3 protein-coding genes and 1 pseudogene are annotated in these 3,903 nt (G+C 71.2%); 2 read left to right on the plus strand and 2 right to left on the minus strand.

Annotation, left to right across the window (positions count from 1 at the left end):
- Positions 1-290 (minus strand): annotated as a pseudogene (locus GA0115259_RS33030) (helix-turn-helix transcriptional regulator); the annotation flags it as partial.
- 149 nt (positions 291-439) lie between these two features.
- Between GA0115259_RS33030 and GA0115259_RS33035 the strand changes: the two are divergent.
- The gene (locus tag GA0115259_RS33035) at positions 440-1,261 is read left to right on the plus strand and encodes a PhzF family phenazine biosynthesis protein (protein ID WP_093603775.1); all 822 of its coding nucleotides are present in this window, start codon (positions 440-442) and stop codon (positions 1,259-1,261) included.
- Here the strand turns inward: GA0115259_RS33035 and GA0115259_RS33040 are convergent.
- Entirely contained in the window at positions 1,251-2,051 is an 801-nt protein-coding gene (locus GA0115259_RS33040) for a CPBP family intramembrane glutamic endopeptidase (RefSeq protein WP_093603777.1), read from the minus strand. The genes GA0115259_RS33035 and GA0115259_RS33040 overlap by 11 nt on opposite strands.
- 112 nt (positions 2,052-2,163) lie before the next feature.
- Here GA0115259_RS33040 and GA0115259_RS33045 point away from each other — a divergent pair.
- The coding region (locus tag GA0115259_RS33045) for a vWA domain-containing protein (protein ID WP_093603779.1) at positions 2,164-3,903 on the plus strand (1,740 nt) is incomplete at its 3' end.

The raw sequence follows: 3,903 nt of genomic DNA on the forward strand, positions 1-3,903 counted from the left end.
CCCCCCCGGCCCCCGCCGCTGCGCTCGCCGATCTCCTGGATCATCTCGTACCCGTGCATCGGCCGGTCCTTCAGCAGCGCCAGGATCGAGGCGCGCACATCGCCGCGGCGCGCCCGGCCCCGGCCACCGCCGCGACCACGCCCGCCACCGCCGAACGGACCGCCGAAGGGCGGACCGAACGGCCCGAAGGCCCCGCGCCGTCCCTCGAAGTCGCCGTGGCCCTGGTGACCGGGCCCACAGTGACCGGATCCCGGCCCGTGATGACCGTGCTCATGTCCATGTGAACGCATCGCTACGCTCCTCTCATCGTTGATCTGTCGCGATGCGTCAACGATATATCGGAACACATCGATCGGCAAGCATCCCAGACACGTCGACGTCCGCGCTCACGTTCACGCCGGTCTCCACGCCGGTCCCGCCGCCCACATAGGCTCAGAAGATGCGGATTCGAATCGTCGACGCCTTCACCGACCGCCCTTTCGCGGGCAATCCAGCCGGAGTGGTGGTCCTGGACTCCGACGGCTTTCCCGACGACGGCTGGCTCCAGCGGGTGGCGGCCGAGGTGAACCTCTCGGAGACGGCCTACGCCCACCCGCTGCCGCCCGGCGGCGACGCCGACTGGGCGCTGCGCTGGTTCACACCGGCCACTGAGGTGGACATGTGCGGCCATGCCACGCTGGCCACCGCCCATGTGCTGCGCTCCACCGGGAGCGCGATGAGCGCCGTACGGTTCGCCACGCGCTCCGGTGTGCTCGGTGCCACGGCGGACGAGGACGGCGCCTTCACTCTCGACTTCCCGACGTCGTCACTGACTCCCGTGGAGATCCCGGAGGAGGTCGCGGACGCGCTCGGTGCCTGGCCGGTCTCGGTGCACGACACCTCCGAACAGGTCGGCGATCTGCTGGTCGAGCTGGCCGACGAGCGGACCGTACGCTCCCTCGTCCCGGACTTCGCCGCGCTCGTCGGTTCCTCCCGGCGCGGCATCATCGTCACGGCCGCCGCCGAGGATCCGGGTCGCGGCTACGACTTCGTCTCCCGGGGTTTCTTCCCAGGCGTCGGGATCGACGAGGATCCGGTAACCGGCAGCGCGCACACCGCGCTCGCACCGTTCTGGTCCGCGCGGCTGGGCCGTACGGAGCTGACCGGCATCCAGGCCTCCGCCCGTACCGGACTCGTCCGTACATCGTCACGCGGTGAACGGACACTGCTCACGGGCCGGGCGGTGACCGTCATCGACGGCGAACTGCTCCCTACACCGTAGGCAGCCAGTCCACCTTCCCCGCCAGCAGCGCGTACCCGACGAACGCGCCGATATCGAGGAGCGCGTGCGCCGCCACCAGCGGTCCGACCCGTCCCCACCGCCGGTAGAGCAGCACGAACACCACGCCCATCACCATGTTGCCCACGAAGCCGCCGATGCCCTGGTACAGGTGGTACGAGCCGCGCAGCACCGAGCTCGCCGCCAGCGCCGCCATCGGAGTCCAGCCGAGCTGTCCGAGTCTGCGCAGCAGATAGCCGACGACGATGGCTTCCTCCAGTACGGAGTTCTGCACCGCCGAGAGAATCAGGACCGGGAACTTCCACCACACATCAGGCAGCGACTCCGGCACCACCGTCAGATTGAAGCCGACGGCCTGCACCACCAGATAGAACGCCAGCCCCGCGCTGCCGATACCGGCCGCCACCAGCGTGCCCCGGCCCAGATCCGACCAGGGCCGCCGGCCGTCGAAGCCGATGGCGCGCAGTCCGCTGCCCTCCCTGATCAGCAGATGCGCGACGAGCGCGACCGGCACCAGGGCGGTGGTGATCCCGAAGAGCTGCCAGGCGAGATCGAGCCAGGGCCGCCCGGGCGCCGCCGACGAGTTGAGCGAGGCCGCCTGGTCGCTGAGCGCTCCCGGCTTTGTCAGCGAGCCGATGAAGCTGATGAGCGCGGACACACCGCTCGCGCCCAGCGACAGGGCCAGCACGAGCACCGTCTCGGACCGCAGAGTCCTCCGTGAGATGGCCTCCTCCGGAAAAGAACCGGCCACCCGTCCCGCCTCCGCCTGCACGCCCGCCTCCAAGTGTGTGTCCCGTCCCATGCCATTCCCGTCCCATGCCGCGCGCGGTGCCGCTAGGGTCTCGAATGCAGGTACGAAGATCGCGTACGACAGGCCGGGGACCATGGGACGTCACAGCTTGCCCCACAAGCCCGTGAGGCGCGTGGGCAGGGCCGGTTCGCCGCGCCGCCGCCGCATCGCCATCGCCGTCTCGCTCGTCCTCGCCGTGACGGCGGGAGCCGGGATCGCGGTGGGCAGCGGACTGCTCTCCTTCGGCGGTCCCTGTGAGCGCGCTCCGGTCCGGGTGGACCTGGTGGCCTCGCCCGACATCGCTCCGGCCCTGCGCGCCGTCGCCGACCGCGCCCGCCGGGACCAGGTGACCTCGGACGGCCGCTGTCTCGACGTACGGGTCGAAGCCCGCGAGAACTACAAGGTGGCGGACATGCTCGCGGCCGGCACCACCGGCTCCGCCGCTCCCGACTTCCAGATATGGGTGCCCGACTCCGATGTCTGGGTGGACCGCGCCACGACCGCGGGCAGCGGCGTCCCGCTGACTCCGGCCGGCAATGTGGCCCTCTCGCCGGTGGCCCTGGCCGCGGCGCCCGCGTCCGCCGAGGCGCTGGGCTGGCCCCGGAAGACCTATACCTGGGCCGGTCTGGCCGCGATGGCGACCGAGACGGACCGGCTGCTCCTCGGTGCGGCGGATCCGGCGCGCAGCGCCACCGGTCTGCTCGCGCTCAGCAGCATCTCCGAGTCCTCGCGGCAGGAGGCGCCGAAGAGCGACACCCGGACCGCCGCCACGGCCAAGCTGCTCACCCGGCGCGTCTCCGACACCGACGCCCAGGTGCTCCGGACGCTCGCGGCCGACAACAGCTCGGCGGGCGCCGGGAAGAACAGCCCGCGCCCCAACGAGGCGGTCCTGCTCTCCGAACAGGCCGCTTACGCCCATAACTCGGCGGGCGACGGCTCGGCGAATCTGAGCCTCTTGTATCCGACCGACGGCGCGCCCGCACTGGACTATCCGTACAACCTCGTCGACGTGACCAGGCTCACCACCGACCAGAGCCGCGCCGCCATGCGGTTCATGCTGCTGCTCGGCGAGAAGCCCTCGTACCGCACGCTGGAGCAGCACGGCTTCCGGGCGGCGGACGCGCCGGACTCTCCGGTGCCGACCGGGCTGGTCCGTACGGCGGGCGGGCTCTCTCCGCAGCCGTTCGCGGAGAGCGACCTCGCTCCGCCGTCGTCGGAGGCGATCCAGCAGGCGCTCGGCCTGTGGACGGTGACGGTGCAGAGCGCCCGGCTGACGACGGTCGTGGACGCCTCGGCCTCGATGACGGCACCCGTGCCGGGACGGAAGGGACAGAGCAGGATGGAGGTCACCAAGGCCTCGCTGCTCGAAGCGCTCGCCACCTTCACGCCCGAGGACGAGATCGGCCTGTGGGAGTTCAGCACACGGCTGGACGGCGCCAAGGACTACCGCAAGCTGACGGAGACGCTCCGGCTCGGTGCGCCGGTGAAGGGCGGCACGCACCGTAAGCGGCTGTCCGGCGCCATCACCGCGCTCAAGCCCATCCCGGACGGTGACACCGGGCTGTACGACACGGCCCTGGCCGCCTACAAGGAGGCCCAGGCGGGCTATGTACAGGGCAAGTTCAACGCGGTGGTCCTGCTCACCGACGGCTCGAACCGGGACGACGACGGCATCTCCCGCGGCGAACTGATCAAGCAGCTCAAGGAACTCGTGGATCCGGGACGCCCGGTGCCGCTGATCGCGATCGCCGTGGGACCGGACGCGGACCGGCGTGAGGTCGACGAGATCGCCAGGGCCGCGGAGGGGGCGGGGTACGAGGTGAGCGACCCCGCC

This window comes from Streptomyces sp. MnatMP-M17 (assembly GCF_900091995.1).
Classification (GTDB): Bacteria; Actinomycetota; Actinomycetes; order Streptomycetales; family Streptomycetaceae; genus Streptomyces.